This is a genomic window from Rhodanobacter spathiphylli B39 (assembly GCF_000264295.1).
Lineage (GTDB): Bacteria > Pseudomonadota > Gammaproteobacteria > Xanthomonadales > Rhodanobacteraceae > Rhodanobacter > Rhodanobacter spathiphylli.
In genome coordinates this window covers 350,620-372,971 of the sequence record NZ_AJXT01000004.1, presented here as the reverse complement: position 1 = coordinate 372,971, position 22,352 = coordinate 350,620, and the positions used below count along the sequence as shown (strand labels likewise).

Sequence of the window (22,352 nt, the reverse complement as noted above, 5' to 3'; positions counted from 1 at the left end):
CCCGAAGAAGCACCTCAGCCCTTGCGGCAGTTCCGGCAGGTGCCGTGCACTTCCAGGGTCTGCGCCTGCGGCCGAAACCCCAGCGCCTTCGCCTGCGCCTCGATCAGGTCCGCCACCCGCTCGTCGCAAACTTCCTGCGCGCTGGAGCAGACGTCGCAGATCAGGAACGGCACTTGGTGCGCCTCGGCCGGGTGATGGCAGGAAACAAAGGCGTTGATCGATTCCAGCTTGTGGATGAAGCCGTTCTCGAGCAGGAAGTCGAGCGCGCGGTAGACGGTGGGCGGCGCCGCATTGCCGTGCTTCTCGCGCAACTGGTCGAGCAGGTCATAGGCCTTCACCGGCTTGTGCGCGGCGGCGATCAGTTCCAGCACTTCCTTGCGCAGCGGGGTGAGGCGCAGACCGCGCTCCTCGCTGGCATGCTCCACGGCACGCACGAAGCCCTTCGCGTCGTCGTGGTGGTGCGCGTGGCGCGGATGGTTGTTGGCGGCGTCGTGGCTCAAGATGTCACCTCATGGGGATCATACACCGCTACCTGCGTGGTACCGGGCGGCGGCCCTGTGGCAGCGGCGGTGGCTTCGCCAGTGGCGGCCGGCGGGACTTGCGCAGGATCACGATCCAGCCGATCGGCCCCAGCACCCAGGCCCAGACGATGCTTTCCAGCAGGCGTCCGCGCCACCAGCCCAGCAAGGCTCCCACCGCGACAAACAGCAGGTTCCACCAGAACATGGCTGCCCACGGCAGCATATTCAACAGGTTGAAGAAGACGTGCCAGAACGCGCCCGGTGCGTCGGGATCGACGCCGTGGGTGGCCCTGGCCAGCCATTCGTCCATGCCGCGCTCAGTGCGCCATCGACCGAAGCCGCATCAGCCGCGGGCCATCGCGATGGCGGCGTCGATGCGCCTGAGCGCCTCGGCGCGACCGGCCAGATAGAGGGTCTGATCGATCGACGGCGATACCTGGGTGCCGGTGATCGCCACCCGCAACGGCTGGGCGATCTTGCCCATGCCCAGTTCCAGCTTCGCCGCCACCTGCTCGATCACCTGGTGGATCGGCCCGGGCTGCCATTCGCATTCGGCCAGCAGCAACTTCGCCGCTTCCAGCACGGTCGGCGCACTGTCGTTCTTCAGGTGCTTGGCGACGGCCTTGTCGTCCCACTCGGTGATCGGGCCGTACCAGATCGCCGCGCGCTCGGTCATTTCCTTCAGCGTGTGCACCCGGTCGCGCAAGGCCACGATGACGTCGACCGGCGCGGGGCCCTGGCTGAAATCGATGCCGGCGCGCTGCAGGTGCCATTCGAACTCGGCCGCCAGCGACTGCGGCTCGTCGGTCTTCAGATAATGCTGGTTGAGCCAGGCCAGCTTCTCGGTGTCGAAACGCGAGGCGGCCTTGTTGCAGTGGCCGATGTCGAACAGCGCAATCATCTCCTCGCGCGAGAAGATTTCCTGGTCGCCATGCGACCAGCCCAGCCGCACCAGGTAGTTGAGGATCGCGTGAGGCAGGAAGCCGTCGGCGCGATAGTCCATCACGCTGACCGCGCTGGTGCGCTTGGACAGCTTCTTGCCTTCCTTGTCCAGGATCATCGGCAGATGCGCGAACTCCGGCACCGGCGCGCCCAACGCCTTGTAGATGTTGATCTGGCGTGGCGTGTTGTTGACGTGGTCGTCGCCACGGATCACCTCGGTGATGCCCATGTCGATGTCGTCGACCACCACGGCGAAGTTGTAGGTCGGCCAGCCGTCGGAGCGGAAGATCACCAGATCGTCCAGCTCGGTGTTGGCCCACTCGATGCGGCCCTTCACCTTGTCCTCGAACACCACCGAACCCTCGTGCGGGTTGCGGAAGCGGATCACCCGGTTGGGGTCTTCGCGGAAAGGCTCGTTGCGGTCGCGGTAGTGACCGTTGTAGCGGGGCTTCTCGCCCGCCGCCATCGCGGCCTCGCGCATCGCCTCGATTTCGGCCTTGCTCTCGTAGGCGTAGTAGGCGTGGCCGGCGGCGAGCAGCTGGTCGGCAACCTCCTTGTAACGCTGCAGTCGCTGGGTCTGGTAGAACGGACCCTCGTCGGCGTCCAGACCCAGCCAGTGCATGGCGTCGAGAATCGCCTGCACGGCCTCGTCGGTGGAACGCTCGCGATCGGTGTCCTCGATGCGCAGGATGAATTCACCGCCGCGACGGCGCGATTCGAGCCAGCAATAAAGCGCAGTGCGCGCACCGCCGATGTGCAGGAAACCGGTGGGGCTGGGGGCGAAGCGGGTGCGTACGGTCATCGGGATATCGGCAGCGAAGGCGAAGCTGCCGATTTTAACCGATCTGCGACACCCGTCCGCGCCTGATCACTTGACGTGGATGGTGATCCTCTTCGACACCAGCGCCGGCTTGAACGGCACGTGATGCTGGTCGCCCAGTTCCAGTTGCAGCGTATGCGTTCCCGGCGCGAGCTTCAGCGTGGCCTGGGTCTGGCCACCGCCGAAGTGGATGTGGTTGGCATCGGCGGGAATCGGCTGGCCCGCGGCGGGCAGATCCTTCACGTCGACCAGCAGGTGGTGGTGGCCGGTGTGCTCCTTGCCGATGCCGGCCGGCGCCACGCCCATGCCCTTCAGGCCGAATCGCACGGTGACTTCCTGACCCACGGTGGCGCCATCGACGGGCGAGATGATGTAGACCTCCGCACCGGCCGGCGCGGCCGTGGCGGGCAGGACGGGAGCATCGGCGGCGACCGCGGTGGCGGTCAGGCCCGTCAGCGCCAGGGCAAGCAGGATGCGTTTCATCGTCGGTCTCCAGCGGAAGAAAACAGGCTTCAGTGTAAGCACCACGTCATGCCTCCGCCATGCCGTCGCAACGCCGGGCGGCGATGCTGCGGCAAACCGGCACGGACATGGTCATGCGCATCGGGATTGTCAGCGAAACCTATCCACCCGAGATCAACGGGGTCGCGCTGACCGTGCATGGCTTCGCCACTGGTCTTGCCGCGCGCGGACATGAGATCCAGCTGGTGCGGCCGCATCAGCCGCAACCATCCCGCGCCGAACCGGGCATCGATGTGATCGAGTTGCGCGGCGCCGCCCTGCCCCGCTATCCCGGCTTGCGCTTCGGCTGGCCAGCCGGACGTGCGTTGCAGCGGCAATGGATGCAGCAGCGGCCCGACGTGGTCTATGTCGCCACGGAAGGCCCGCTCGGCTGGTCGGCGGCACGCGCCGCCAGGCAACTGGATATCCCGCTGTGCAGTGGCTTCCACACCCGCTTCGATCACTACGCCAGCCACTACGGCGCGGGCCTTCTCGCACCGCTGCTGCGCGGCTACCTGCGCCGCTTTCACCAGCGCACCGCCGCCACGCTGGTGCCGACCGACACGCTCGCACGGGAGTTGCACGCCATGGGTATCGCCAACGCGCGCGTGCTGCGTCGCGCCGTGGACACGCAGCTCTTCCATCCGGGTCGGCGCGACGACGCCCTGCGCGCCAGCTGGGGCGTCGACGCCGCCACACCCGTGGTGCTTTACGTGGGACGCATCGCGGCGGAAAAGAATCTCGAACTGGCGATCGAGGCCTTTGACGCGATCCGCCATCGACAGCCGCAGGCGCGCTACCTCTGGGTAGGAGATGGTCCGGCGCGGGCCGCACTGCAGGCGGCGCACCCGGACTTCATCTTCGCCGGGATGCAGCGCGGCGAAGCGCTGGCGCGCCACGTCGCCAGCGCCGACCTGTTTCCGTTCCCCAGCCTCAGCGAAACCTTCGGCAACGTGATCATCGAGGCTCTCGCCGCCGGCCTGCCGGTGGTCGCGTATGCGCAAGGCGCGGCACGCGAACATCTCGACCACGGCGTCAACGGTTATGGCATCGAATCCGGCGACGCGCAGGGCTTCATCGATGCGGCAGTGCGGCTGGCCGGCAACCCGGCCCTGATCCGTCACATGGGCCGCGCCGCCCGCGCCAGCGTGGCCGGGCTTTCACCGGAATCGGTGATCCGCGATTTCGAAACCCTGCTGCGCGAGATGGCCGAGGAGAACCTGCATGAGCACGCCGCCGTCACTGCCCACTTCTGATCTCCTGCCCGGGCCGCGTTTCGCCCTGGATCGCCGCGTCTGCGTGTTCGCCAATCACTGGGGCGGGCGACGCGTGGTAGGCATGCTCTTCGGCATCGTCAGCCGGCTCGGCGACGGCGTGTTCTGGTACACACTGATGCTTGCACTGGCCATGCTCGGTGGTCAGCGCGGCCTGGCAGCGGCCTTGCACATGGCACTCACCGGCCTGGCGGCCCTGCTGCTGTACCGCGTGCTCAAGCGCTGGACCCGGCGACCGCGCCCCTACCGCGCCTGCCCCGGCGTGATCGCCCGCATGCCGCCGCTGGACGAATTCAGTTTCCCTTCCGGGCATACCTTGCAGGCCGTGGGGTTCACCGTGGTGGCACTGGCCTGGTATCCGCAGCTGGCACCCTTGCTGCTGGGTTTCACCACGCTGGTGGGAGTTTCGCGCGTGGTCCTGGGGCTGCACTATCCCAGCGACGTGCTCGCCGCCATCGTGCTTGGCGGCGGCGTGGGTGGCGCGTCGATCTGGCTGTGGCCGATGACGATCTGAGCCGCCTCACCGAGCCGGTTCGCTGTGCAGGCTTTGCGCACGCCGTAGCGAGTTCCTTTGCGCTCAGGCAGATAGCCTACTTGTCCACAGGCTTTACCCGGCGCGCTCCACAATCGCTGTGGAGAACTTCGCGCGACCGCTCAAGAAATCGACAAAGTGAGCCAAGTGTCTGCCGGCAAAAGGCGAACGACGGTTGTCCACAGGCTTGTACAGAAGGCACCCACACCAACTGTGGACAACTTGCGCCGCACGCATGCGGGGAACGCGCGAAACCGCTCACCACGAGTTGGACAATTGGTGACCAGCGCGTAGCAAGTCACTGATCGGCAAGTGGGCAATCGTGCTTGTCCACAGGGTTTGCCGCAACACTTCCACAGCCGCTGTGGAAAACCCTGCGGCGGATACGACGATGCCGCCCGCAGGCGGCATCGCTCATGACCAATCGAATGCCTCGACTCAGGCCGCGCGATCGGCCCGGGTCAGGATGCCGAGCAGGTCGGCCAGCTTGTCGCGCATCTCGCGGCGGTCGACGATCATGTCGATCGCGCCGTGGTCGAGCAGGAACTCCGAACGCTGGAAACCCTCCGGCAAGGTCTCGCGCACGGTCTGCTCGATCACCCGCGGACCGGCAAAACCGATCAGCGCCTTCGGCTCGCCGATGTTGATGTCGCCCAGCATCGCCAGGCTGGCGGAGACGCCGCCGGTGGTGGGGTTGGTCAGCACGCTGATGTAGGGCACGCCGGCATCGCGCAGGCGCGCCAGCGCCGCCGAGGTCTTGGCCATCTGCATCAGCGAGAACAGCGCCTCCTGCATGCGCGCGCCGCCGGTGGCGGAGAAGCACACCAGGGCGCTCCTGTCGGCCAGCGCGCGCTCGGCGGCGCGGGCGAATTTCTCGCCGACCACCGAACCCATCGAGCCCCCCATGTAGGCGAACTCGAAGGCCACCGCCATCAACGGCCGGCCCTTGAGCTTGCCGCTCATGGCGACCATCGCGTCCTTCTCGCCGACCTTCTTCTGGGTCGAGGTGATGCGGTCGCGGTACTTCTTGGAGTCGCGGAATTTCAGCGGATCGGTGGGCTCGAGGCCGGCCCACAGTTCCTGCGCCGAGCCATCGTCGAGCAGTGCATCGAGCCGCATCCGCGCGCTGATGTAATGGTGATGGCCGCACTTGGGGCACACCATCAGGTTGCGCTCCAGCTCCGGCTTGTACAGCACGGTGCCGCAACCACCGCACTTCTCCCACACACCCTCGGGCACCGAACCCTTGCCGCCGTTGGTTCCCTGCGGACGGGTCCGCGGGTTCATGATCTTCTGCAGCCAATTCATCGCAACACCTCAAACGTTCCTGACCCGAAACGGCCAGGCGACCGTTTCAGTGTGCATCCAGCGCCGCACGGATCGGCTGCAGGAAACCTTGCGCACGGGCGGTGATTTCCGCCGCGTCGGTGGCACCCGACAACCGCTCGACCAGCGCACTGCCGATCACCACCGCATCGGCGAAACCGGCAATCGCCTTCGCGCTTGCCGCATCGCGGATGCCGAAGCCCACCGCCACCGGCGCCTTCGCCCGGGTGCGGATGTCCGCCACGCGTGCGGCGATATCGCCGGTACTCAAGTGTGCCGCACCGGTGATGCCGGCGAACGAGACATAGTACAGGAAACCCTCGGCCGAACCGCACAGCTGCGCCATACGCGAGGGTGCGGTGGTGGGTGCGGCCAGCAGGATCTGCTGCAATCCGGCAACGCGCAGCGGCTGCAGCACGGCCGATTCCTCCAGCGGGCAATCCACCAGCAGCACGCCATCGACGCCGGCCGCCACGGCCTCCTGCGCGAAGCGCGCGTAGCCATGGATCTCGACCGGATTCAGATAGCCCATCAGCACGATCGGCGTGTCTGCATCGCGCCCGCGAAACTCGCCGACCCAGTCCAGCACCTCCTTCAGTCCGACCCCTTGGGCGATCGCCCGCTCGCTGGCGTGCTGGATCACCGGACCGTCGGCCATCGGATCGGAGAACGGCACGCCCAGTTCGATCAGGTCGGCGCCGGCATCGACCAGCGCATGCATCAGGGCGACCATGTGCGCGGGCGCGGGATCACCGGCGGTGACGAAGGGGATCAGCCCGGTGCGGCCGGCGGCCTTGAGTTTGGCGAAGCGGCGATCGATGCGGCTCATACCTCGACTCCTTCGCGCGCGGCGATCGTGTGCACGTCCTTGTCGCCGCGACCGGAGAGGTTGCACAGCACGATGCCGTCCTTCGGCAGCTCGCGCGCCAGCTTCATCGCCTGGGCGACCGCATGGCTGGACTCCAGCGCGGCCAGGATGCCTTCGGTGCGGGCCAGCAGGTGGAATGCCTCCATCGCCTCGTCATCCGTCACGCCGACATACTCGGCGCGCCCGGCGTCCTTCAGGAACGCGTGCTCGGGGCCGACGCCGGGATAGTCGAGTCCGGCCGAAATCGAATGCGTCTCGGTGATCTGGCCGTTGTCGTCGCACAGCACATAGGTGCGGTTGCCATGCAGCACGCCGGGGCGACCCGCAGCCAGCGAAGCGGCGTGGTGACCGGTGGCGATGCCCTCGCCTGCCGCCTCGGCGCCGACGATGCGCACATCGGCATCATTGAGGAAGGCGTGGAACAGGCCGATCGCATTCGAGCCGCCGCCCACGCAGGCGGTGAGCACGTCGGGCAGGCGGCCGTATTGCGCCAGCACCTGGGCCCGCGCCTCGCGCCCCACGATGGCGTTGAAGTCGCGCACCATCTTCGGGTATGGATGCGGGCCGGCCACCGTGCCGATGATGTAGAAAGTGTCGGCCACGTTGGTGACCCAGTCGCGCATCGCCTCGTTCAGCGCATCCTTCAGCGTCTTCGAACCGGACGTCACCGGCACCACCTCGGCGCCCAGCAGCTTCATCCGGTAGACGTTGATCTTCTGCCGCTCGATGTCCACCGCGCCCATGTAGACCACGCACTGCATGCCCAGGCGGGCGGCCACGGTGGCGCTGGCCACGCCATGCTGGCCGGCACCGGTCTCGGCGATGATCCGCCGCTTGCCCATGTGCCGGGCCACCAGCGCCTGGCCGACGGTGTTGTTGATCTTGTGCGCGCCGGTGTGGTTGAGGTCCTCGCGCTTGAGCAGGATGCGCGCGCCCCCGACATGCTGCGACAGCCGCTCGGCGTGATAGACCGGACTGGGCCGCCCCACGTAGTGCTGCAGGTCGCGGTCGAGTTCGGCGAGGAAGCCTGCATCCTGGCGCAGGCGCTCGTAGGCCTCGCCCAGCTCGGCCAGCGGCGCCATCAGCGTCTCGGCGACATAACTGCCACCGTAGTTGCCGAAGCGGCCGTGCTCGTCGGGCCAGCGGTGGTAGTCCTGGATCGTGGGCATGGCGGGATTCCTGTGCGAAAAACTGAAGATCCCGATCATCGGATCGGGAATGCCCTGAAGGTTATCGCAGTGTTGACCGTGCGGAAAAGCGATAAGATCGCCTCCATACCTCAGGAAAACTCAATCATGTCAGGGCGCGAACTGCCACCGTTGAATGCCTTGCGCGCCTTCGAGGCGGTGGCGCGACTGCACAGCGTGGGCCGGGCCGCGACGGAACTGCACGTCACCCATGGCGCGGTCAGCCGGCAACTGCGCCTGCTCGACGAAGCGCTGGGCCGACCACTTTTCTCGCGCCAGGGCCGCGGACTGGCACTGACCGAGGCGGGCGAACAGCTGCACGCGGGCGCCGGCCTCGCCTTCGAGCAATTGCGCGACAGCTGGGCTGCCCTGCGTCATCACCACGAGCACTCACCGTTCGTGCTCGGTTGCGCCAGCAGCCTGCTGGCGCGCTGGCTGATCCCGCGGCTGGACCGGCTGGCGCACGACCTGCCCGGGCTGCGCCTGCATCTGTCGGCACAGGAGTCATCGCCCGTTGCGGAACTGGGCACGCTGGACGCCCTGTTGCTGTTGTCGGCGCCGCCGTGGCCCGCGGGCTGGCAGGTCGACACCTTGGCGCCGGAACGGATCGGCCCGGTGGTCAGCCCGCGCTACAGCGGCTGGCCGCAGCTGCAGGGACAGCCGCCCGCCCGCCTCCTCGACGAGCCGGTCCTGCACACCACCTCGCGCCCGCAGGCCTGGCCGGACTGGCTGCGTGGCATGGATCTGCCGCCCTCGCGCCCACCTGGCGGCGCGGGCTTTCCGCACCTCTACCATCTGCTGGAAGCGGCCATCGCCGGGCTGGGCGTGGCGATCGCGCCGGCGCCGCTGGTGGCCGACGACCTGGCGACCGGGCGACTGCTGGCGCCGTGGGGATTCCAGCCCACCACGGGCCACTGGATCCTGGCCAAGCCGCAGCGCTCCGGCGACCGTCGCGCCGACGCACTGGCCCAGTGGCTGCGCCAGGAACTGGCCGGCGGCTGAGCCGCGGCGACGCGTTACAGATAGCGACGGACCATCTCTTTCAGCTGCTCGGCCCGCGCTGGCGTCAGCGGCCCCAGCACGCCGCGCGCCGATGCGGGAATGTGTGCCGCGGGGTCTTCTTCGCCGAATACGTAGTGCTCCAGCAGCGTGCGCCAGGCCGCGCGATCGGCCGGGTCCAGCGACTTGAAACTGAGGATGGCGTGAAGCAGGCCATCCAGCGCCGTCGGCATGGCGCGGCCACGGCCGCTGCCGGGAATCCACCAGTAATTCACCAGCGCGTTGAGCGGCTGCAACGACTCCACGTGATGCCACCACAGCGGCGGGATGTAGATCGCGTCGCCCGGCTGCAGTTCGGCCACCTGTGCATGGGTCAGCGCCTCGCGCAAGCGCGGGAAACGCGGATCATCGACATGGTCCAGCCGGGCCAGGCTGATCGCCGCCCCGGTGGGAGCGAAATCCAGCGGCCCGATGTAGAGATTGCGCACCTGATCGGTGGGAAACAGGGTAAAGCGCCGGCTGCCACCGACCACGCAGGCCATGTTGGCGTATTCGTCGAAATGCACCGGGGTGGTGACGCGATTGCCGATCCACAGGCGCGGCTGGACCTGCGGATCGAGGAAAGCCAGTGCATGGTGTTCGAGAAAACCCGGCAAGCACTCGGCGATCAAGGCACTCTGCAAGGCCAGACCGGGCGGGTCGGGCAGTCGGCTGCAGGCGGCCAGCCGCTGCAGCACCTGGGTGACCGAGACCCGGTGATGCTGATAGTTGAAACCGTCGAAGGCGCTGTTGTAGCCGATCACGCCGCCCTCTGCCGGCGCCATCAGCAAGGCATCGACGTCGCTGCCGTTGTCCCACGCGGCCAGGCCTTGCGCCAGCGCCGTATCCGATTGCCGCGCCCAGCCCACCAGCGGCCAGTCGCGGCACAGCCCGCGGATGACCCGAGGCCGCTCACCGCCGACCAGGTCGTCCAGTTCGAGTGGCTGGCCACGCTGGCCATATTCCTCGATCGCAGCCGGCATGCGGTCTACTCCGCGTCAACCGCGCGCACCGCGCGAACGAAGGCTTCCAGCCGTGCCGGATCCTTGATGCCGGGCGCGGATTCCACGCCACTGGCCACGTCCACCGCCCATGGCCGGGCCATGCGCACGGCTTCCGCCACGTTGCCCGGCCCCAGCCCGCCAGCAACGATCAGCGGCTTTTCGCGCACTGGCGGCAGCAGCGACCAGTCGAACGCCTTGCCGCTGCCGCCGGCCTCGCCACGGGCATGGCCATCCAGCAGCAGGCCGACGGCATGCGGATAGTCGTGCCGGCGCGACAGACCGGCGGCGCCCTCGCCCATCGCCAGCGCCTTCAGGAATGGATGGCCAAACTGCGCGCACCAGGGGTCGGTTTCCTCGCCGTGGAACTGCAGCAGCGATGGCCGCACCTGCTCCAGCACCCGCTCCACCAGGCTCGCCTCGTCGTCCATGAACAAGGCCACGGTCGCCACGAAAGGCGGCAACGACTCGACGATGTCGCGGGCCTGCGCCAGGCCGACCTGCCGTCGACTGCGCGCGGTGAACACCAGCCCGATCGCATCGACACCCAGCCGTGCGGCGAGCACGGCGTCGTCGACCCGGGTCATGCCGCAGCACTTGATCCGGGTCATGGCTGGCTGACCTCGTCCGGCAGATGCCAGTGGCGCTCATAGCGTGGACCGATGAAGGTCAAGCCGGAAGCCGGCGCGGTGGGGCCGGCCACCTGGCGGTCACGGCCGGCCAGCAGTTCGCCCATCCATTCGACCGGCTGTTCGCCGCGGCCGATCGGCAGCAGCGAACCGACGATATTGCGCACCATGTGATGCAGGAAGGCATTCGCCTCGATCTCCACGAACAGCTGCTCGCCCTCACGTCGCACGCTCACCGCCAGCACGCTTCGCCGCGGGTGCGCCGCCTGGCAGGACAAGGCGCGGAATGCGCTGAAATCATGCTCGCCCAGCAGGGACTGGGCGGCGACATGCATGCGCTCGGCGTCCAGCGGCAGGCGCTCCCAGGTGACGTAGCGCGCATCCAGCGCCGCGCGCACCGGCCGGTTCAGCAGGTGATAGCGGTAGCGCCGGCTGCGCGCGGCGTAACGCGCATGGAAACTGTCCGGTACCGGCTGCGCCCACAGCACGGCCACGCTGTTCGGCAGGTTGGAGCAGCTGCCCAGTATCCAGCCACGCATGTCGCGGTTGGCGTCGGTATCGAAATGCACGACCTGGCAGCGGCCATGCACGCCCGCGTCGGTGCGCCCGGCGCAGCTGACCTCGACCGGATGCGCGGCCACCATCGACAGCGCCCGCTCCAGCGCACCCTGCACGCTGACATCCTGCTTCAGCCGCTGCCAGCCGCAGAAGTCGGTGCCGTCGTACTCGATGCCCAGAGCGATACGCATGGATCGTGCAGAACCTGAGGGGGAAACGTCGAAGATTAGCAGGCCAAAACGGCATCGGGCCGGCTAGGCCGGCCCGATGCCACACAAGCAAAGCAGGAAACTCAGTGCAGGCTGTCCAGCAGCCGCTTGGCCACGTCACGCTGCATCTGGCTGCCTTCCTTCATCACCTCGCCCAGCATGGCGCGGGCGCCCTCGGCGTCGCCCATGTCGACGTAGGCACGTGCCAGGTCGAGCTTGGTGTCCACCGGATCGTCGTTGAAGTCACCGAGATCCCGGTCATCGTCGTGGCTCGCCGGGGCACGCTCGGCCTCCTCGAAATTCCAGTCCGAAGCCGGCTCCGCCGGTGCTGTGGGAGCGCGGGGCGCCACCACCGTGACATCTTCCGGCGCCGCTTCCGGACGCGCCGGCGGCGTCGCGGCGGGATGGGTCAGGTCGAAGTTGAAGTTGTACTCGCTGACCTTCTTCGGGCCGGCGCCGGGCAGCGGCGGCATCGAGGAGACCACGGTGGGCGCGTCGCTCGCATCGGCGTAGTCGTCGATGTTGAACTCGCCATGGGCGTCGGCCTCGTCGTGCGTGGTGGACGCCTCGTGGTGGTCGAACAGCGGGTGACCGGGCACCAGGTCCTCGCCCATGTGCAGCACGTCCTGCCACTCGTCCTGCTGCGGGTCAGTGATGTGGGCATGCATTGCCTCGGCAGCCGCCTCGAAGTGGTCGACGTCGCGGCGCGAGTAATACAGCGTGACCAGTTCCAGGTGCAGGCCGATGTCATCCGGATGCTCGGCCAGCTGGTCGAGCAGCTCTTCCTGGTCGACATCGTCGCCCAGCAGATCCTGCTCGGCAGCGCCGGGGACGGCTCCGAAACGGTCGGCCAGCGAGGTGGACGACTTGGCTGCCGCGGCGGCAGCCGGCTTGCGCCGACGGCCCAGCATCGCCAGCAGGACCAGCAGCGCGACCGCGGCAGCACCGGCAGCCCATGCCCAGGTCTGCATGTACCACGGCTGTTCCTCGACCGGCGCGGGAGTCGGCGCGGGACGCGGCGCGACCGGCCTGGTCACTGGCGGCTTGACCGGCTCGACCGGCTTGACGGCCGCCGAGTCCGCCAGCGGCGTGGTCACCGTGGTGGCGGAGGAAACCGGCGCACTGGCCGCAGTGGATGCCAACGCCGGCGTGGCGGTCGCAGGCGGCGTCATGGTCGTGCCGGCATGGGTCGCTTCAAGCTCGGTCCTGGCAGCCGGCGCGGCCGCGGCAGGTGCGGGAGCAGCTGCCACCTTGGCCGCACTGGCGGCAACCGCCGGCATGCCGGCGCTTTTCCTTGCTGCGGCCAGCTTGGCCTGCAGTTCGGCGATCTCGTTGTCCTTCAGCGACAGCAGTCGTTCGTTCTTGCTGTTGATGTCGCTGAGGTCCTTCAGCCGGGTCTTCAGGTCCGAACTCTGCTGCTGCAGGCTGGCCAGGCTTTCCTGGCTCCGCAGCAGATCCTGGCGCAGGCTGGCAGAGGACTTGTCGCCAGCCCCCGTGCCCTGGGTTCCGGCGCCACTGCCCTGCCTGGCAGGCACCAGCGCGAGCCGGTCGCCGTTGCCGACAGCGGCGGTGGAAGCATCGGAGCTCGACGCACGGGTAGCGGCATCGGCCACGATCGTGGGCTTGCCGGGCACGCCGGCGCGCCAGTCGCTGTTCTGGCGACGGACTTCGGCGGCAGCGGCAGCGATGGTCATCGCCTGCGCCTCGGCCGAGGTCGGCACGCGCAGCACCGCGCCGCTCTTCAATGCATTGATGTTGTCGCGGTAGAACGCATCAGGGTTGGCCTGCTTGAGCGCCAGCATCATCTGCTGCACGTCGACGCCGGACGGAGCCACCTCGCGCGCGATGCCGGACAGGGTCTGGCCGCGCTCGACCGGACCGAGCTGGCCGTTGCCGGCCACGGGCGCGGCCGGCCTTGCCGCAGGCGCAGTCGCCTTCGGCGCCATGGCGACGGGAGCCTTCGGGTGGGGCGCGGACCGGACGGGGGCGGGAGTCGCCGCCACCGGGGCCTTCGCGGCGGCATTCGGCGGGTCGAGCAGGATCGCGTACTCGCGCACGCTCTTGCCGGCCTTGCCGTTCACCTCAAGCAACAGGTCGAGGAAGGGATCGTCCACCGGCGTGCTGCTGGTGATGCGGATCACCGGATGGGTGCCGCCGGCGTTGGCCACGCTGAAATGCAGCGGGATCGAGGTGCGCCCGCCCACGATGCCGGCGCGCGCGAATTCCTCGGTGGAAGCCAGCTGGACGCTGAGATTCTGCAGCTCCGCCGGATTGTCCGAATGCAGCGGGATCTCGGCCAGCAGCGGTTGGCCCAGCGCCGACTTGACCTGGATCTGGCCCAGATCCATGGCCATCGCCTGGCTGGTGCCCAGCGCCAGCGCGATCAGCACCGACAATTTCAACGAACGATTCATGCGTGTTCCCCCGAACGATCCTGACGCAACTCTCTAGGTTGGCGTTGCCGCGATTGACGACCACGACCCCAATCGAGGTGCCACTTTAGTTACATGAAGGCCAATCAACAATAGGCGCGACGAATACTTGCGATGCATTGCTGCGGTGTGTTCTCACCCCGGCAACGCCTTTCAATGCTGCCCGCCGGACTGGCCGGATTGCAATTCCTGCAGCTGCTTCTGCAGCTCGGCGATCGTCTTGTCCTGCTCCTGCAGGCGTTCGCCGGCCCGTTTGCTGTCCGATTCCCGCCGTTGCACGTCGCGTTCCAGCCGTTTGACCTCGGCCTCGCTGCGCGCCACCTTGCGCTGCACCCCGCCCCCGTCCCGGGCGGCAGCAGCGGCTCCCGGCTGCGCGTGCGCCGAGGCCGGGGCCGGAGCTTGGGCCGTCGCCCAGGCGGCACCGGCCGACACAAGGCATGCAAATACAAATACCTGGATCAAACGCATTTCAGAGATAGTCCTCGATCAACAACTCGGCGATCTGAACCGCATTGAGCGCCGCGCCCTTGCGGATATTGTCCGACACGATCCACAGGTCCAGCCCGCGATCGTGCGAGATGTCTTCGCGCACCCGCCCCACGAAGACCCCGTCCGCCCCGGCAGCCTCGCCCACCGGGGTCGGATAGCCACCCGGCTTGCGCTCATCCACCAGCACCACGCCCGGCGCCTGGCGCAGCAGTTCGCGGGCCTGCTCGGCGGTGATCTTTTCGCTGGTCTCGATGTGCACGGCCTCGGAATGGCCATAGAACACCGGTACCCGCACCGCGGTCGGATTCACCTGGATCGACTCGTCCTCCAGGATCTTGCGGGTCTCCCACACCAGCTTCATTTCCTCCTTGGTGTAGCCGTTGGGCTGGAAGTCGTCGATCTGCGGGATGACATTGAACGCGATCTGCGCCGGGAATTTCTTGCCCGGCTCCACGCTTTGGAAGTTCAGCAGGGCCGCGGTTTCCCGCCCCAGCTCCTCCATGCCGCTGCGGCCCGCGCCGGAAACGGACTGGTAGGTGGCCACGTTGATCCGCTCGATCTGCACCGCACGATGGATCGGCGCCAGCGCCACCAGCATCTGCATGGTCGAGCAGTTCGGGTTGGCGATGATGCCGCGGCTGGTGTACTGGGCGATCGCGTGCGGGTTGACCTCGCTGATCACCAGCGGAATGTCGTCCTGGTAGCGGAACTCGGAAGTGTTGTCGATCACCACCGCGCCGGCTGCCGCTGCCCGCGGCGCGTATTCGCGGCTGACCGAACCGCCCGCGGAGAAGAACGCGATGTCGACGCCTTCGAAATCGTAGGTGTCCAGCAACTGCACGGTGATGTCCCGGCCCGCGAAGCTGACCTTGCCGCCGGCCGAACGCTCGCTGGCCAGCGGCACCAGCTCGCTGACCGGGAAATCGCGCTCGGCGAGGATCGCCAGCACGGTCTCGCCGACCGCACCGGTGGCGCCGACCATGGCGACCTTGTAACTGCTCTTCTGACTCATGGGGTGGCTTGCTCTCGGAATAGGAAGACCGTGCCGCTCACAGCACGTTCGGGTTGAGGATATTGGGCGGACGCCCGGCCTGCGGACCGTGGCCGAACATGGCCAGCACATTGTCCACCGCCACCGAGGTCATCGCGCGGCGGGTTTCGGTGGTGGCGCTGGCGATATGCGGGCTGAGCACCACGTTGTCGAGCGCTAGCAGCGCCGGATGAACCTTCGGCTCGCCCTCGAAAACATCCAGCGCCGCACCGGCCAGGCGGCGTTCGCGCAACGCCGTGGCCAGCGCCGCGTCGTCGACGATGCCGCCGCGGGCAATGTTGATCAGCATCGCGGTCGGCTTCATCTGCGCCAGTTCAACGGCGCCCACGGCATGGCGGGTCTGCGTGGTCAGCGGCAGCGCCAGCACCAGGAAGTCGGATTCGCGCAGCAGTTGCTGCTTGTCGACATGACGCGCGTTGCAGCCCCGCTCGTCCGCCTCGGGCAGCGGCGTGCGGTTGTGGTAGATCACCGGCATGCCGAACCCGAGTGCGCGCCGCGCGATCGCCTGCCCGATGCGACCCATGCCCAGGATGCCGAGCGTGCGCCCGCGCACGTCGGTGCCAAGCCAGGCCTTGAATTCGGTGGCCTGCCAGTGTCCGGCGCGCAACCAGCGCTCGGCGGCGCTCATCCGGCGCGCGGCACCGAGCAACAGGGCCCAGGTGTAGTCGGCCACGCTCTCGTTGAGCACGTCGGCGGTGTTCGACACCGCGATGCCGGCGGCGCTCATGGCGTCCAGGTCGATGTTGTCGTAGCCCACGCCCAGGTTGGCCACGATGCGCAGGCGCTCCGCCGCGCCGATCTCGGCTGCTCCGATGCGATCCTTGAGCCCGACGATCACCGCGTCCTGGCCGGCCAGACGAGCCGCCAGTTCCGACTGGCTGAACTTGCGCTCCTCCGCCTCGACGGTCACCTGGAAATGCGGCTCCAGCCGGGCAATGACCCCCGGAAAGGTGGGCCGGGAAACCCAGACGCGCGGCTTGTCGGTCATCGGCGTGATTCCGGTTGCTGCGGTTGAAGTCAGGCGATGCGCGGCGCGACCGCACCCACGTCGCCGCATTGCGCCCGGTGGCGCAACGCGTGGTCCATCAGCACCAGCGCCATCATCGCTTCGGCGATGGGCGTGGCGCGGATGCCGACGCAGGGATCGTGTCGCCCCTTGGTGACCACGTCCACCGGCTCGCCGGCCAGGTTCAGGCTGTGGCCGGGAATCAGGATGCTGGAGGTGGGTTTCAGCACGATCGAGGCGGTGACCGGCTGACCGCTGCTGATGCCACCGAGAATACCGCCGGCATGATTGGACGTAAAGCCGTCCAAATGCATCTCGTCGCGATGCTCGCTGCCGCGCTGGGCCACGGCGGCGAAACCGTCGCCGATCTCCACGCCCTTGACCGCGTTGATCGACATCAATGCACTGGCCAGCTCGCTGTCGAGCTTGCCGTAGATCGGTTCGCCCCAGCCCGGCGGCACGCCCTCGGCGACCACGTCGACGCGGGCGCCCACCGAATCGCCGGACTTGCGCAGCGCGTTGATGTAGTCCTCCAGCGCCGGCACCTGGGCCGCATCCGGCCAGAAGAACGGGTTCTGCTCCACCGCATCCCAGTCGAAGGCGGCGGGCCGGATCTCGCCGATCTGCGCCAGGTGGCCGCGCACGCGCACGCCATGACGCTCGGCCAGCCATTTCTTGGCGATCACCGCGGCGGCGACGCGCATGGTGGTTTCGCGCGCAGACGAACGCCCTCCGCCGCGGGGGTCGCGGATGCCGTATTTCTGCCAGTAGGTGTAGTCGGCATGGCCGGGGCGGAAGGTCTGTTCGATCTCGCCGTAGTCCTTGCTGCGCTGGTCGGTGTTGCGGATCAGCAGCGCGATCGGCGTGCCGGTGGTCTTGCCCTGGTACACGCCGGAAAGAATCTCCACCTCGTCCGCCTCGTGCCGCTGCGAGGTGTAGCGGCTGCGGCCGGTGGCGCGACGATCGAGGTCGGCGCGGAATTCATCGGCGCCGATCGCCAGCCCCGGCGGGCAGCCGTCGATCACGCAGCCGATCGCCGGCCCGTGGCTCTCGCCGAAGGTGGTGACGGTTAACAGTTTGCCGAACGCGTTGCTGGACACGGGGTTTGGACGTCCACAGGGAAACCGGCACAGCTTAACCGTGATGGGCCTCGCCTGCCTGCCGTGCGCGCCACTCGTGGTCGAGCATGGCGAAAATCACGTCATCGACCCATTCGCCCTTGAACCAGAGGCTTTCGCGATGATGCGCCTCCTGGCGCATGCCCAGCGCCCGCAGCATGGCCATGCTGGCCAGATTGCGGGGATCGACCGAGGCGTGGACGCGATGGCGGCCAAGTTCGCCGAAGACGAAGCCCAGCAGCGCCCGCACGGCCTCGCTGGCGTAGCCCAGCCCCTGGCGGGCCGGGGCAAGGCTGACGCCGAACTCGACCGAATCCCGCGGATCCTCGGGCAGGCACACACCCAGGTCGCCGACCAGGGCGCCGTCTTCGCGCAAGCGGATCGCGCGCTGGAACCAGCCCTGCACAGGCGACGCCGGCTGCGCCGCGATGAACTCGTCGGCCGCGGCGAGATCGGCCGGGCACCAGCCCTGATAAAGCGCCACCCGCGGATCGGCGCGGCAGGCAAACAGGGCTTGCGCGTCGGCTGGTCGCAGCGCGTCGATCCGCAGTCGCGCGGTGACCAGCTCCATCGTTCAGCCCGGGCGGCGCGCGGCAGCCGCGGCCTTGATGGCGGCGGCATGCTCGACGAGATCGCGCCGCTCCAGCGCGAACACGCCCATCTGGCCGACCTTGAACTCGACCCAGATGAACGGCACTTCGGGCAGCAGCGCGGCCAGCGCGTGCTCGCTCTCGCCCACCTCGACGATCAGCAGGCCGTCCTCGGTGAGGTAGTCGGCCGCCTCGTCCAGCATGCGCAGGCACAGGTCCAGGCCGTCGATGCCGGAGGTGAGGCCGAGCTTCGGCTCGTGTGCGTATTCGCCCGGCAGCGCGGCGTACTCATCCTCGGTGACATAAGGCGGATTGGACACGATCAGGTCGTACTGGCGCCCCGCCACGCCGGCGAACAGGTCGGAGCGGATCGCCTCGACCCGGCCCTCGACGTGCTGGAACACGATGTTCTCGCGCGCCAGCGACAGCGCCTCGTCGCTGATGTCGACGATGTCGACCTGCCACTCCGGGTTGTACTCGGCCATCGCGATGCCGATGCAGCCCGAGCCGGTGCACAGGTCCAGCGCCCGTTCGACGTGGCGCTCGTCCAGCCATGGCGCGAAGCCCGACTCGATCAGTTCGGCGATCGGCGAACGCGGCACCAGGGCGCGGCGGTCGCTCTTGAACTTCAGCCCGGCGAACCAGGTTTCGCCGACCAAATAGGCCACCGGCAGGCGCTCGTTGACACGCCGATCGATCAACGCCAGCACGTTCGCCCGCTCCTCGGCCGTGAGCCGACCCGCGCCGTAGGCAGGCGGGATATCCGGCGGCAGGTTCAGGCTGGCCAGCACCAGGTGGGTGGCCTCGTCGATCGGGTTGTCATGGCTGTGGCCGAAGGTCAGCCCGGCGGCCGAAAAGCGACTGGCGCCATAACGGATGAAGTCGATGATGGTGGCAAGTTCGGCAGTCACGGCGATCCATGGGTGCGGCGAGGGGCCGGGCATTATACGGCCAGGAGCGGGACCGGCTGGCCTTCGGGCCAGCAGCAACCTCAATCGTTCGCCCCGAGCGCAGCGGGGCCGAGGGGCTCCACCACGAGTGGCCGATCCTTCCGTACGCAAGCCTGTGCCCGGGGTGAACAGCGCCGGTATCCCTCTATACTGGGCGGATGACTTTCAAAGTATTCCTCCAGTACGCCCTGCCCCACCGCTTCCTGTCGCGCCTGGTCTACTGGGCCACGCGCTGGACCTTCGTGCCGTGGAAGAACTGGCTGATCACCACCATCGTGCGCAATTACCAGGTGAACATGGCCGAGGCGGCGCAGCCCGATCCGCTGGCCTACCAGCACTTCAATGCCTTCTTCACCCGCAAGCTGCGTCCGGACGCACGCCGTGCCGACGCCGATCCGGCCGCCCTGGTCTCGCCTGCCGATGGCCGCATCAGCCAGTCGGGCGCCATCGTCGAAGGGCGCATCTTTCAGGCCAAGGGGCAGGAGTACACCGCCGCCGAACTGCTCGGCGGCGACGAAGCCGCGGCCGCGCCCTTCCGCAACGGCCGTTTCGTCACCGTCTACCTGTCGCCCCGCGACTACCACCGGGTGCACATGCCGCTGCAGGGCACCCTGCGCGAAACCGTGCATGTGCCAGGCCGGATCTTCAGCGTGGCGCCGTTCGCGGTGGCCGCGATCCCCCGCCTGTTCGCCCGCAACGAGCGGCTGGTCTGCCACTTCGATGGCGAACACGGGCCGTTCGTGGTGGTCATGGTGGGCGCGATCCTGGTCTCGTCGGTGGCTACCGTGTGGGACGGCCTGGTGATTCCGCCCTACGCCTCGTCGATCAGGCGCAAGTCGTTCGCCGGCCAGAACATCACCCTGGAGCGCTTCGCCGAGATGGCGCGCTTCAACATGGGTTCCACCGTGATCATGCTGTTGCCCGAAGGCACGGCCGAGCTGGATCCGCTCGCGCCGCAGCAGGCGGTGCAGGTCGGTCAGCGGCTGGGCCACCGCCCGGGCTGAAGCAGCACCGTTGGCGGAGGGTCGACCCGCCGAAAAGTCGCCGGCACGGCCCGCCAACCTGACGCGAAACGTCAGTATGTGACGCCCTGCGCGCAATTGACCGCCTTGACCCGCTACACTCCGCGTCGGAATCGTGCGCAGGGGGCACGGTTGAATTCAAGCGCCGAGGGGATCTCATGCAAATATTGACGCCATTCCTTGTGATGATGCGCGCGCGCCAGCTTGGCCGCCAATTCCGCGACATCGAACGCATCGTCCGGGCGCTGCCCAAACGCAGCCATGAGCGCCTCAGCACCCTCACCCTGCGCGAAATCGGCCAGGCCTCACGCAGCGACTTCCCGCACCTGCACGGCACCGCCCCCGAAGCGCGCTACCTGCCCTGGGGCCAGGGCACCGAAGCCGGCTACGAGCGCGCCCGTTCCGGCAATGCCGAAGTGGCGATGCGCGGCATCGCGCTGTGGCTGGCGGTGGCCTACCACGAGACCAAGAACTCGCCCCACGCAAGCCTGCAGCCGCAGTACCGCCAGCTGATGCAGCTGCTGCGCGAACTGAAGGAAGCGCAGAGCCAGGGCAGCACGGTCGACAGCTGGATGCAGCAGACCGCCGTCGCCTGAACGGCCGCCGGTCGCGCCGCTCAACGCCTGTGAAGAAAACCACGATCCTGTGGTTTTCTTCTATCGCGAGTCCGGTACACGCCCGGACTCGCTCACGCGAATCAGGCACTTGCGTGCCCGATCCGCGTCCGGCCATCCCTTGCCGGGCTTCGAGGTTGAAAAAATCACAACCCCTCAGCGACAGACCGGCAATTTCAGCTGCTGACCGATGCGCAGGTGCTGGTGGCGAATGCCATTCATCTCGGCAATCTCCTGCACGCTCGAACACTGCAGCTTGCGCACGATGCTGATCAGCGTATCGCCGCGGCGCACACGATAATTCTTCGTGCCCCGGCTCCGGGCCGGTGCCTTGGCCACCGGTGCGGCGACCACCGGGATGACCGCCTTGTGCAGGTCGCTGGCCAGGATCGGCCACGGACCGTCGACGCAACGCGAGGCGTAGGCCTGCTCCAGGACTTTCGGCAACTGCAACATGGTGCCGGCCGGCTGGCTCACCTGCGGATCGAGCCGGGGGTTGAGATTGCGCAGGGTGCGGAACCAGCCGTCGCTCATGCCGCCCGCCGAACCGAGGCAGACGGTCAGCTCCGACAGCGACGCGGGCCGCTTCAGGGTGATCGTGCCAGGCACGCTGTCGAGTCGGGGGAAGCGCAGGTTGTAGCTGTCCGGATGCTGGAACAGCCAGGCCGCGGCCAGCACCGCGGGCACGTAGTCGCGGGTCTCCTGCGACAGGTCGTTGTAGATCCGCGGATCGTAGAAACTCACCGAGGTGTCGTCGCCGACCAGCCGCCGGATGCGGCCCTCGCCGCCGTTGTAGGCGGCGATGGTCAGTTCGAGGTTGTCGTTGAAGATCCGCAGCTGCTCGTTCATGTACTCGGCATTCGCACGCGCCGAAGCCGCCGGATCGAAGCGGGTGTCGAAGCCGTCGTCGCTGACCAGGCCGAAGCGCATGCCGGTGGCGTACATGAACTGCAGCGGACCTGCCGCACCCGAACGCGAAACCGCGTGGACCTTGCCGCCGGATTCCTTGGCCATGATGCCGAACAGCAGCGCCTCGGGCAGGTCGGCCTTCTCGTAGGCCGGCCACATCTGGTAGCGCATGTACTGATAGTTGACGTACGCGTCCATCAATTGCGGCCGCCACTGGGTCAGCCACATCTCCAGCGCGGCCTTGACCGGGCCGTTCATCGCGATCAGTTGCGAAAGCTTCTGGCCATGCAGCAGGGTCACGCTGCGCTGGGCCTGCGGCAGGCTGGCCGCGCCGGTCTTGCCGGCGATGGCCTGCGCCGCCTGCGCGGGATCGACATCGCTGTCCAGGTCCTGCGCGCCGCCGAAATCGCCGTCTTTCAGGCGCAGCAGGTGATCAAAGGTCGAGAAGAAGCGCTGCGGATCACAGCCTGCGGTATTCCCGCAACGTGCCGATGCATCCTTCAGGCGATCCAGCGACCGGGTCAGGCTCGCCTGCGAAGCCTGCAGGTCACCCTCGCGGGATTGCTGCAAGGCGGTTTCGTAACCCTTGCCGGCGACGTCGAGTTCGCCATACAGCGCACCGACCTGGGCCGAAGGTTTGGCCGGGCCGCTGGCACAGGCACCGAGAAGACTGGCCGCCACGGCGATCGACGCCAGGCGGATGGAACGCATCACCGAACACGACAACATCAGAAACACCACCCCCGGAAAACGCCCACCATAGCG

Annotated in this window: 23 protein-coding genes; 5 read left to right on the top strand and 18 right to left on the bottom strand. The window is 67.9% G+C overall.

Annotated elements, in window-relative coordinates; genetic code table 11:
• Window positions 1-14: 14 nt before the first annotated feature.
• The 4 genes from UU7_RS02420 to UU7_RS02405 all read right to left on the bottom strand — a co-directional run bounded on the left by UU7_RS02420 (window position 15) and on the right by UU7_RS02405 (window position 2,766).
• The gene (locus tag UU7_RS02420; protein WP_007805027.1) at window positions 15-500 is read right to left on the bottom strand and encodes a transcriptional repressor; all 486 of its coding nucleotides are present in this window, start codon (window positions 498-500) and stop codon (window positions 15-17) included.
• 28 nt (window positions 501-528) lie between these two features.
• A complete protein-coding gene (locus tag UU7_RS02415; protein ID WP_007805025.1) occupies window positions 529-831 on the bottom strand; it encodes a hypothetical protein in 303 nt (100 codons plus the stop codon).
• Window positions 832-864: 33 nt separating this feature from the next.
• The gene (gltX, locus tag UU7_RS02410) at window positions 865-2,265 is read right to left on the bottom strand and encodes a glutamate--tRNA ligase (RefSeq protein WP_007805024.1); all 1,401 of its coding nucleotides are present in this window, start codon (window positions 2,263-2,265) and stop codon (window positions 865-867) included.
• A 66-nt stretch (window positions 2,266-2,331) separates the two neighbouring features.
• Entirely contained in the window at window positions 2,332-2,766 is a 435-nt protein-coding gene (locus UU7_RS02405) for a DUF4399 domain-containing protein (RefSeq protein ID WP_007805023.1), read from the bottom strand.
• Between the two features lie 113 nt (window positions 2,767-2,879).
• Here UU7_RS02405 and UU7_RS02400 point away from each other — a divergent pair, with 113 nt between their 5' ends.
• Window positions 2,880-4,040, top strand: coding sequence for a glycosyltransferase family 4 protein (locus UU7_RS02400; RefSeq protein ID WP_040672752.1), 1,161 nt, complete (start codon window positions 2,880-2,882; stop codon window positions 4,038-4,040).
• The gene (locus tag UU7_RS02395; RefSeq protein WP_007805021.1) at window positions 4,009-4,572 is read left to right on the top strand and encodes a phosphatase PAP2 family protein; all 564 of its coding nucleotides are present in this window, start codon (window positions 4,009-4,011) and stop codon (window positions 4,570-4,572) included. Before UU7_RS02400 ends, UU7_RS02395 begins: the two co-directional genes overlap by 32 nt.
• 456 nt (window positions 4,573-5,028) lie before the next feature.
• Here the strand turns inward: UU7_RS02395 and accD are convergent, their stop codons facing one another.
• The 3 genes from accD to trpB are packed head-to-tail and all read right to left on the bottom strand — an operon-like array spanning window position 5,029 to window position 7,953.
• A complete protein-coding gene (gene accD / locus UU7_RS02390; RefSeq protein ID WP_007805020.1) occupies window positions 5,029-5,898 on the bottom strand; it encodes an acetyl-CoA carboxylase, carboxyltransferase subunit beta in 870 nt (289 codons plus the stop codon).
• Window positions 5,899-5,944: 46 nt separating this feature from the next.
• A complete protein-coding gene (gene trpA / locus UU7_RS02385) occupies window positions 5,945-6,745 on the bottom strand; it encodes a tryptophan synthase subunit alpha (protein ID WP_007805019.1) in 801 nt (266 codons plus the stop codon).
• Complete coding sequence (gene trpB, locus UU7_RS02380; RefSeq protein WP_007805018.1) at window positions 6,742-7,953, bottom strand: tryptophan synthase subunit beta; 1,212 nt, start codon at window positions 7,951-7,953, stop codon at window positions 6,742-6,744. The genes trpA and trpB overlap by 4 nt, the downstream gene beginning before the upstream one ends.
• A 126-nt stretch (window positions 7,954-8,079) precedes the next feature.
• Here trpB and UU7_RS02375 point away from each other — a divergent pair, with 126 nt between their 5' ends.
• The gene (locus UU7_RS02375) at window positions 8,080-8,973 is read left to right on the top strand and encodes a LysR family transcriptional regulator (protein ID WP_007805017.1); all 894 of its coding nucleotides are present in this window, start codon (window positions 8,080-8,082) and stop codon (window positions 8,971-8,973) included.
• Between the two features lie 14 nt (window positions 8,974-8,987).
• Here UU7_RS02375 and UU7_RS02370 read toward each other — a convergent pair whose 3' ends face one another.
• The 10 genes from UU7_RS02370 to prmB form a co-directional block, all read right to left on the bottom strand.
• Window positions 8,988-9,992, bottom strand: a complete 1,005-nt coding sequence (locus tag UU7_RS02370) for a cupin-like domain-containing protein (RefSeq protein WP_007805016.1) — start codon at window positions 9,990-9,992, stop codon at window positions 8,988-8,990.
• Between the two features lie 5 nt (window positions 9,993-9,997).
• Window positions 9,998-10,621 (bottom strand): phosphoribosylanthranilate isomerase, encoded by a 624-nt coding sequence (locus tag UU7_RS02365; protein ID WP_007805015.1) that lies wholly within the window; start codon window positions 10,619-10,621, stop codon window positions 9,998-10,000.
• Window positions 10,618-11,388 carry a tRNA pseudouridine(38-40) synthase TruA gene (gene truA / locus UU7_RS02360; protein ID WP_007805014.1) on the bottom strand — a complete coding sequence of 257 codons (771 nt, stop codon included), beginning with the start codon at window positions 11,386-11,388 and terminating at the stop codon, window positions 10,618-10,620. The genes UU7_RS02365 and truA overlap by 4 nt, the downstream gene beginning before the upstream one ends.
• 101 nt (window positions 11,389-11,489) lie before the next feature.
• Complete coding sequence (locus tag UU7_RS02355; protein ID WP_007805013.1) at window positions 11,490-13,820, bottom strand: motility hub landmark protein FimV; 2,331 nt, start codon at window positions 13,818-13,820, stop codon at window positions 11,490-11,492.
• A gap of 171 nt (window positions 13,821-13,991) precedes the next feature.
• A complete protein-coding gene (locus tag UU7_RS18190; RefSeq protein ID WP_007805012.1) occupies window positions 13,992-14,171 on the bottom strand; it encodes a hypothetical protein in 180 nt (59 codons plus the stop codon).
• 136 nt (window positions 14,172-14,307) lie between these two features.
• Window positions 14,308-15,339, bottom strand: coding sequence for an aspartate-semialdehyde dehydrogenase (locus UU7_RS02345; RefSeq protein WP_007805011.1), 1,032 nt, complete (start codon window positions 15,337-15,339; stop codon window positions 14,308-14,310).
• Between the two features lie 37 nt (window positions 15,340-15,376).
• Complete coding sequence (locus UU7_RS02340; protein ID WP_007805010.1) at window positions 15,377-16,366, bottom strand: 2-hydroxyacid dehydrogenase; 990 nt, start codon at window positions 16,364-16,366, stop codon at window positions 15,377-15,379.
• Window positions 16,367-16,395: 29 nt separating this feature from the next.
• Window positions 16,396-17,484 (bottom strand): chorismate synthase, encoded by a 1,089-nt coding sequence (aroC, locus tag UU7_RS02335; protein ID WP_007805009.1) that lies wholly within the window; start codon window positions 17,482-17,484, stop codon window positions 16,396-16,398.
• A gap of 34 nt (window positions 17,485-17,518) precedes the next feature.
• Entirely contained in the window at window positions 17,519-18,073 is a 555-nt protein-coding gene (locus UU7_RS02330) for a GNAT family N-acetyltransferase (RefSeq protein WP_007805008.1), read from the bottom strand.
• Between the two features lie 3 nt (window positions 18,074-18,076).
• Window positions 18,077-19,036, bottom strand: coding sequence for a 50S ribosomal protein L3 N(5)-glutamine methyltransferase (gene prmB / locus UU7_RS02325; RefSeq protein WP_425480498.1), 960 nt, complete (start codon window positions 19,034-19,036; stop codon window positions 18,077-18,079).
• Window positions 19,037-19,200: 164 nt separating this feature from the next.
• Here prmB and asd point away from each other — a divergent pair, with 164 nt between their 5' ends.
• Both asd and UU7_RS02315 read left to right on the top strand, forming a co-directional pair.
• On the top strand, window positions 19,201-20,046 hold the full coding sequence (gene asd, locus UU7_RS02320; RefSeq protein ID WP_007805006.1) for an archaetidylserine decarboxylase: 846 nt from the start codon (window positions 19,201-19,203) through the stop codon (window positions 20,044-20,046).
• A gap of 176 nt (window positions 20,047-20,222) precedes the next feature.
• The gene (locus UU7_RS02315) at window positions 20,223-20,660 is read left to right on the top strand and encodes a hypothetical protein (protein WP_040672675.1); all 438 of its coding nucleotides are present in this window, start codon (window positions 20,223-20,225) and stop codon (window positions 20,658-20,660) included.
• A 174-nt stretch (window positions 20,661-20,834) separates the two neighbouring features.
• On the opposite strand, the gene UU7_RS02310 is transcribed toward UU7_RS02315, so the two are convergent.
• Window positions 20,835-22,316 (bottom strand): lytic transglycosylase domain-containing protein, encoded by a 1,482-nt coding sequence (locus UU7_RS02310; protein WP_007805003.1) that lies wholly within the window; start codon window positions 22,314-22,316, stop codon window positions 20,835-20,837.
• Window positions 22,317-22,352 lie beyond the last annotated feature (36 nt).

Excerpts from the sequence above, each read along its gene's own strand:
- UU7_RS02415 (WP_007805025.1), bottom strand. The coding sequence starts at position 831 with ATGGACGAATGGCTGGCCAGGGCCACCCACGGCGTCGATCCCGACGCA.
- gltX (WP_007805024.1), bottom strand. The coding sequence starts at position 2,265 with ATGACCGTACGCACCCGCTTCGCCCCCAGCCCCACCGGTTTCCTGCAC.
- UU7_RS02405 (WP_007805023.1), bottom strand. The coding sequence starts at position 2,766 with ATGAAACGCATCCTGCTTGCCCTGGCGCTGACGGGCCTGACCGCCACC.
- UU7_RS02400 (WP_040672752.1), top strand. The coding sequence starts at position 2,880 with ATGCGCATCGGGATTGTCAGCGAAACCTATCCACCCGAGATCAACGGG.
- UU7_RS02395 (WP_007805021.1), top strand. The coding sequence starts at position 4,009 with ATGAGCACGCCGCCGTCACTGCCCACTTCTGATCTCCTGCCCGGGCCG.
- accD (WP_007805020.1), bottom strand. The coding sequence starts at position 5,898 with ATGAATTGGCTGCAGAAGATCATGAACCCGCGGACCCGTCCGCAGGGA.
- trpA (WP_007805019.1), bottom strand. The coding sequence starts at position 6,745 with ATGAGCCGCATCGATCGCCGCTTCGCCAAACTCAAGGCCGCCGGCCGC.
- trpB (WP_007805018.1), bottom strand. The coding sequence starts at position 7,953 with ATGCCCACGATCCAGGACTACCACCGCTGGCCCGACGAGCACGGCCGC.
- UU7_RS02375 (WP_007805017.1), top strand. The coding sequence starts at position 8,080 with ATGTCAGGGCGCGAACTGCCACCGTTGAATGCCTTGCGCGCCTTCGAG.
- UU7_RS02370 (WP_007805016.1), bottom strand. The coding sequence starts at position 9,992 with ATGCCGGCTGCGATCGAGGAATATGGCCAGCGTGGCCAGCCACTCGAA.
- UU7_RS02365 (WP_007805015.1), bottom strand. The coding sequence starts at position 10,621 with ATGACCCGGATCAAGTGCTGCGGCATGACCCGGGTCGACGACGCCGTG.
- truA (WP_007805014.1), bottom strand. The coding sequence starts at position 11,388 with ATGCGTATCGCTCTGGGCATCGAGTACGACGGCACCGACTTCTGCGGC.
- UU7_RS02355 (WP_007805013.1), bottom strand. The coding sequence starts at position 13,820 with ATGAATCGTTCGTTGAAATTGTCGGTGCTGATCGCGCTGGCGCTGGGC.
- UU7_RS02345 (WP_007805011.1), bottom strand. The coding sequence starts at position 15,339 with ATGAGTCAGAAGAGCAGTTACAAGGTCGCCATGGTCGGCGCCACCGGT.
- UU7_RS02340 (WP_007805010.1), bottom strand. The coding sequence starts at position 16,366 with ATGACCGACAAGCCGCGCGTCTGGGTTTCCCGGCCCACCTTTCCGGGG.
- UU7_RS02330 (WP_007805008.1), bottom strand. The coding sequence starts at position 18,073 with ATGGAGCTGGTCACCGCGCGACTGCGGATCGACGCGCTGCGACCAGCC.
- prmB (WP_425480498.1), bottom strand. The coding sequence starts at position 19,036 with ATGCCCGGCCCCTCGCCGCACCCATGGATCGCCGTGACTGCCGAACTT.
- asd (WP_007805006.1), top strand. The coding sequence starts at position 19,201 with ATGACTTTCAAAGTATTCCTCCAGTACGCCCTGCCCCACCGCTTCCTG.
- UU7_RS02315 (WP_040672675.1), top strand. The coding sequence starts at position 20,223 with ATGCAAATATTGACGCCATTCCTTGTGATGATGCGCGCGCGCCAGCTT.
- UU7_RS02310 (WP_007805003.1), bottom strand. The coding sequence starts at position 22,316 with ATGTTGTCGTGTTCGGTGATGCGTTCCATCCGCCTGGCGTCGATCGCC.